The organism is Sphingobium sp. (genome assembly GCF_041987595.1).
Classification (GTDB): domain Bacteria; phylum Pseudomonadota; class Alphaproteobacteria; order Sphingomonadales; family Sphingomonadaceae; genus Sphingobium.
Genome location: NZ_JBHIWJ010000167.1, coordinates 1 through 5,006, shown reverse-complemented (window position 1 = coordinate 5,006; position 5,006 = coordinate 1). Strand labels below are relative to the sequence as shown.

At 64.2% G+C, this 5,006-nt stretch carries 6 protein-coding genes; 2 read left to right on the top strand and 4 right to left on the bottom strand.

Features of this window, described 5'->3' with window-relative positions; translation table 11 throughout:
* On the bottom strand, positions 1–456 hold a 456-nt coding region (locus ACFC3J_RS22000; RefSeq protein WP_375198088.1), incomplete at its 3' end, for a S4 domain-containing protein.
* A 160-nt stretch (positions 457–616) separates the two neighbouring features.
* Between ACFC3J_RS22000 and ACFC3J_RS21995 the strand changes: the two genes are divergently transcribed.
* Together ACFC3J_RS21995 and ACFC3J_RS21990 are read left to right on the top strand one after the other, a co-directional pair.
* Positions 617–1,075 carry a response regulator gene (locus ACFC3J_RS21995; protein ID WP_375198087.1) on the top strand — a complete coding sequence of 153 codons (459 nt, stop codon included), beginning with the start codon at positions 617–619 and terminating at the stop codon, positions 1,073–1,075.
* A 138-nt stretch (positions 1,076–1,213) separates the two neighbouring features.
* Positions 1,214–2,530, top strand: a complete 1,317-nt coding sequence (locus ACFC3J_RS21990) for an MFS transporter (protein ID WP_375198086.1) — start codon at positions 1,214–1,216, stop codon at positions 2,528–2,530.
* Here the strand turns inward: ACFC3J_RS21990 and ACFC3J_RS21985 are convergent.
* The 3 genes from ACFC3J_RS21985 to ACFC3J_RS21975 form a co-directional block, all read right to left on the bottom strand.
* On the bottom strand, positions 2,515–2,955 hold the full coding sequence (locus ACFC3J_RS21985; protein ID WP_375198085.1) for a DUF6628 family protein: 441 nt from the start codon (positions 2,953–2,955) through the stop codon (positions 2,515–2,517). The two genes, ACFC3J_RS21990 and ACFC3J_RS21985, sit on opposite strands and share 16 nt — an antisense overlap.
* Before the next feature lie 69 nt (positions 2,956–3,024).
* Positions 3,025–4,347: a bifunctional folylpolyglutamate synthase/dihydrofolate synthase gene (locus tag ACFC3J_RS21980; RefSeq protein WP_375198084.1), complete on the bottom strand. Its 1,323-nt coding sequence runs from the start codon at positions 4,345–4,347 to the stop codon at positions 3,025–3,027.
* A 25-nt stretch (positions 4,348–4,372) separates the two neighbouring features.
* The coding region (locus ACFC3J_RS21975; protein WP_375198083.1) for an acetyl-CoA carboxylase carboxyltransferase subunit beta at positions 4,373–5,006 on the bottom strand (634 nt) is incomplete at its 5' end.

The following is a 5,006-nucleotide window of genomic DNA, read 5'->3' as shown; positions in this document are numbered from 1 at the left end:
CCGGTCATATATGGTCGGGCGGCCGCGCGGATCGCGTTCAGTGGTGAGATAGCCGGTCGGCTTGTGGAACAGGAACAGGCGCGTGGGCGCAGGGGCGGCGACCGGCGTGCCGTCGACAGCCACGCCGTGGAGCGAGGTGAGTAGCGTGGCGGGGGTGGTAAGCGCTTCGCCGTTGAGGGTGACCCGGCCTTCCTCGATCATGCGCTCGATTTCCCGACGCGAGGCTATGCCGGCGCGGGCGAGCAGTTTCGCGATGCGCTGAGGTTCGTTTTTGCCGCTGGCGGCCGCCGCGGCGCGAGCTGGATGGGGGTTAGCAGGCTTGGCTGGGGCCGTTTTCGCCGTCCTGAAAGGCGGACGGGCGGGGCGTGCGCCGGGGGTATTTTTGGCGCCCGCTGGACGTTTGGGACCGCCAGGGCCTGACCGGCGGGGCGGTCCAGATTTTTTCGGCGGTTCCACGGGTGACTTCCTTTTCAAAACGGGGTGGCGTTCCCATATCTGAGGCGCCGGAAAATCGACGAATGCTGTTGTCCCCGCGCCTGTGCGCCGGGGCAGCCGAAACCTCAGTGGGATACGGCGCGTTGGTCGGCTGAATGGCGTAAATGGGGCGGAACGGCAAATGTTTTTCGGGCTGGTAAAAGGGGAAGCCAAGGCGAAAGGGCGCCGAAAGGCCATTCGCAGCGTTCTGGTCGTCGAGGACGAGCCACTGGTGGCCTTCGACAATGAGCATGTGCTGGAAGTGGCAGGCTATCGCGTAGCCGCCACCGTGGATGATTATTCCCATGCCGTCACCGTTATCGAGGAGGAAAGCGTCGATCTGGTTATTGCGGACATCACCCTGCATGGCAAAAGGACGGGCGTCGATCTGGCGCGGCATGCCGCAAGCAGGGGCGTGGCGGTATTGTTCGTCACCGGCGCCTGCCCCGTCGATGCGCAGGAGGTGGCCCTGGGGTGCCTTGCCAAGCCTTATGCGCCGCGGGATCTTCTGTCGGCGGTTGCGGTAGTGGATGCCCTGTTGCGGGGCAAGGAACTGCCGCGTTTTCCGGAAGGCCTGCATCTCTTTGAGAACGCGGCCTGATTGGTTTGACCGAGATTTCTCAACCGCCAGTTGGTGCCATCTGACGGGAAATCGCGATAAGCGCATTGGGCGGCTTGCCTCTGCCACATTTGCCCATAAGGTGATCCCGGTAGAATATTTCCGGGGGCGCATCTATTTATGACCGATATCGCCAATGGCTCGACAAGCTGGCTGGATGCGGTAAAACCCTATGTTGAAAAGGCGCCCCTTGGGGCCTTTTTTCTCGGCATATCCTCCGGTTTCCCCTATGCGATGATCGGGGCGACGTTGACGACCCGACTGGCGCAGGACGGGATCGACAAGAAGGCGGTGACGGCCTTCACCCTCGCATTCCTTGTCTATAATCTCAAATGGCTGTGGGCCTGGGTAGTCGATGGCGTGCGGCTGCCAGTGATCGGACGGCTTGGTCAGCGGGTTTCGTGGCTGCTGGTGGCCGGGTTGATGGTGATGGCGGCGGTGGCCAATCTGGCGCTGGTCGATCCGGCGACCAGCCTGTTGCAGACAGCCTATGCCGCCATATTGGTGGGCATCGCTGGGGCGACTTTCGATATCGTGATCGACGCATACCGGATCGAGACGCTGCGGCCCGAGCAATTGGGCGTAGGCTCCGGCATGTCGCAATATGGCTGGCGGATCGGTTCCGTCGCGGCGGGCGCGCTGGCGCTGGTGCTGGCGGCGCGGGTCGGCTGGCACGGCGCCTATCTTGCCTGCGCGGTCTTTGCGTTGCCCGCCATGCTCACCGGATTGATATTGGGCGAGCCGGAGCGGCATCGCGAACCCACGGGGCGGCGCGGCGCCGCAGAAGTGTGGGCGTCGATTGCCGGGCCGTTGCTGGAGTTTTTCCGTCGGCGCGGGGCGTGGCTCGTGCTGCTGTTCATCCTGCTCCACAAGATTGGGGATACGCTGGCCAATCTCACCTTCCGTCTGCTGTTCGACGACATGGGTTACACCAATGACGAGATCGCCATCTATGATGTGGGGATCGGTTTTTGGGCCTATCTCATCGGCATTTTCGTGGGCGGCGTCCTGTATGCGCGCATGGGGATGAAGCGGTCGGTGCTGATCAGTCTTTTGCTGATGGGCGTCTCGAATTTCAGCTTCGCCCTGCTCGCGGCGCTGGGCAAGAGCAATTGGGGGATGGCGGGCGCGATCGGCTTTGAGAATTTCGCCAGCGGGATCGGTGGCGTCACCGTCGTCGCTTATTTCTCGGCGCTGTGCGACCTGCGCTTCACCGCCGCGCAATATGCGCTCATTTCGGCGGCGGCGAGCATCGTCGGCCGTTTCCTGACCGGAACGACGGCAGGGGCGCTGATCGAGCGCTTCGGCTATGTCGATTTCTACCTGCTGACGACGCTGATCTCCCTGCCGGGCATCATCCTGTTCTGGCTGATGATGCGTGCGGGGTTGATCGATGCCAGCGTCGGCAGCGCGGCGGAGGTTCAACCCGCCGCATAGAGGTCGAGCGGGCGGCCGAGGTCGTTATGGGCCTGGGCCACCGCTTGCAGGCAGGTGAGCGCCCCCAACGCATGGTCGTTGCCGAGCAGGGCCGCCACATTGTCATAGGCCGTGGTCGGGCTGCGCAGTGCGCTGCCCACCGCCTGCATCATCAACGCCTCGTCCGCCGTCATGCGCGAGCAGCAGCAGGGCGCGATCAATATCTTGCGGCTGGAGGTGCGCGCGAGTTCCAGCATCATGGCGCGCATCAGTACCAGCGGACGGCGATAGCTGCGGCCGAAAGCGCCCAGCATGGCGTTGGCGGCATGAGCATCATTGACGCCCGCAGTAGCCATCCGTCGCATGACATAGAGAAACAGCCGGTTGCCATAGCCGCCGGGAAGCGGCGTGGGCTGATCGAGGGAAGACGACTCTCCATAAGCCATGCGCAGATACCTTTGCCTTCTTTCGTTGGAGGCCAAGGATACGCTATTGCGAGTCAATCGCAAGAATTTTCAGTCGGGAAATTGACCGTTTAGCCGCAAAATTTCGCCGGCAAGATAAAGCGAGCCTGCAATCAACAGCCGGGGTGCGGGATTGCCTTCAGCAGCAATGGAGGCGATCGCCTCCTCCGCCGTACCGTGCGCGGTGCACGGAATCCCCCAGAGGTCGGCGATGGCGGCGAATCGTTCCGGGGGATGATGGTCGTGCCCATGGACGGGCAGCGCGTGGATATGGGCGATGCGTCCCGCAAAGGGGACGAGATAGGCGTCCAGATCCTTGTTCGACAGCATGCCGATGACGAGCTGGAGCTTTTGGCCTTCCAGCCGGTCGGGTGTGAAGAAGGCGGCAATGGCCTCGCCTGCTCCCGCATTATGGCCACCGTCGAGCCAGGCTTCACTGTTTTCCGGCAGCGGGGCGAGCAGCGGGCCGTAGTCCAGCCTTTGCAGGCGCGCGGGCCAGTGCGCCCATAGCGGCGCGGCCTTGAGCGCGGCTTCGCTGACCGGGACGACGCTCTGGTGACGTAGCATGGCGAAGGCGAGCGCGGCGTTGTGCACCTGATGCGCGCCGGGCAGGCGGGGGAGCGGGGTGTCCAGACGGCCCTGATCGTCGCGATAATGGAGGCGGTCCCGGTAAGCCGCTGCGTCCCATGTCTCGCCCATGGCAAACCATTTTGTGCGGTTGCGGGCGGCGGCGTCCAGCATCACCGGGAAGAGCGAGTCGGAATAGCGTTGCGTTACCAGCGGGGCGCCGGGCTTGGCGATGCCGGCCTTTTCGGCGGCGATTTCCTTGAGCGTCGTGCCCAGGAAGCTCTGATGATCGAGGCCCAGTTGGGCGATGCCGCAGATGACGGGCTTTTCGATGACGTTGGTGGCGTCAAGGCGGCCACCCAGACCCACTTCGATGATGCAGGCGTCGGCGGGATGCTCAGAGAAGGCAAGGAAGGCGGCGGCGGTGGTGACTTCGAAGAAGCTGGCCCCAATCCCTTCTGCGACATCAAGGACGCGGGCGAGATAGGCGGCCAGCGCTTCGTCGGAAATCAGCTTGCCGCTGATCCGGATGCGCTCGTTGAAGCGCACCAGATGGGGCGAGGTGAAGACATGGACGGTCTTCCCGTCCGCTTCCAGCGCGGCGCGCAGGAAGGCGCAGGTCGAGCCTTTGCCGTTGGTGCCGGCGACATGGAAGACCGGCGGCAAGGCGCGGTGCGGATTGCCGATGCGATCGAGCAGTTGGGTGACGCGCTCCAGACCCAATATGTCGGCGCCGGGCGACAGGGTCGCAAGACGGTCGAGCTGGGCCTGGACGCCCGGATCATCGGAGACGGCGTGGTCGGCCATGGCGCTTGTCCCCCCGGATAAGCGCTCAGGCGGCGGCGCGGGGGGCGAGGTAGCCGATCACGCGGGCGAGCGTGTCGCGCAACTCGCTGCGGTGGACGACCATGTCGAGCATGCCATGTTCCAGCAGATATTCGGCGCGCTGGAATCCGTCGGGCAGCTTTTCGCGGATCGTGCTTTCGATGACGCGCTGGCCCGCGAATCCGATCAGCGCGTTGGGTTCGGCAATCTGGATGTCGCCCAGCATCGCATAGCTGGCGGTGACGCCGCCGGTCGTAGGATCGGTGAGGACCACGATATAGGGCAGGCCCGCCGCGTGCAGCTTCTGGATCGCCACGGTCGAGCGGGGCATCTGCATCAGCGAGAGAATCCCCTCCTGCATGCGGGCGCCGCCGGCGGCGGTGAAGATGACATAGGGGCATTTATGGGCGATGGCTTCGTTGACGCCCTGGATGAAGGCTGCGCCTACGCCCATGCCCATGGATCCGCCCATATAGGCGAAATTCTGGACGCCCATGACCAGCGGCACATCGTCGATCGCGCCGCGCGCGTTGATCAGCGCGTCCTGATCGCCGGTCGCGGCGCGCGCGGCCCTGATGCGGTCGGGATAGCGCTTGCTGTCGCGGAATTTGAGCGGGTCTTCCTGCACATGCGGGGTCGGC

Bases quoted from the DNA above. Each gene is read 5' to 3' on its own strand.
- ACFC3J_RS21990 (WP_375198086.1), top strand. From the start codon at position 1,214: ATGACCGATATCGCCAATGGCTCGACAAGCTGGCTGGATGCGGTAAAA.
- ACFC3J_RS21980 (WP_375198084.1), bottom strand. From the start codon at position 4,347: ATGGCCGACCACGCCGTCTCCGATGATCCGGGCGTCCAGGCCCAGCTC.
- ACFC3J_RS21985 (WP_375198085.1), bottom strand. From the start codon at position 2,955: ATGGCTTATGGAGAGTCGTCTTCCCTCGATCAGCCCACGCCGCTTCCC.
- ACFC3J_RS21995 (WP_375198087.1), top strand. From the start codon at position 617: ATGTTTTTCGGGCTGGTAAAAGGGGAAGCCAAGGCGAAAGGGCGCCGA.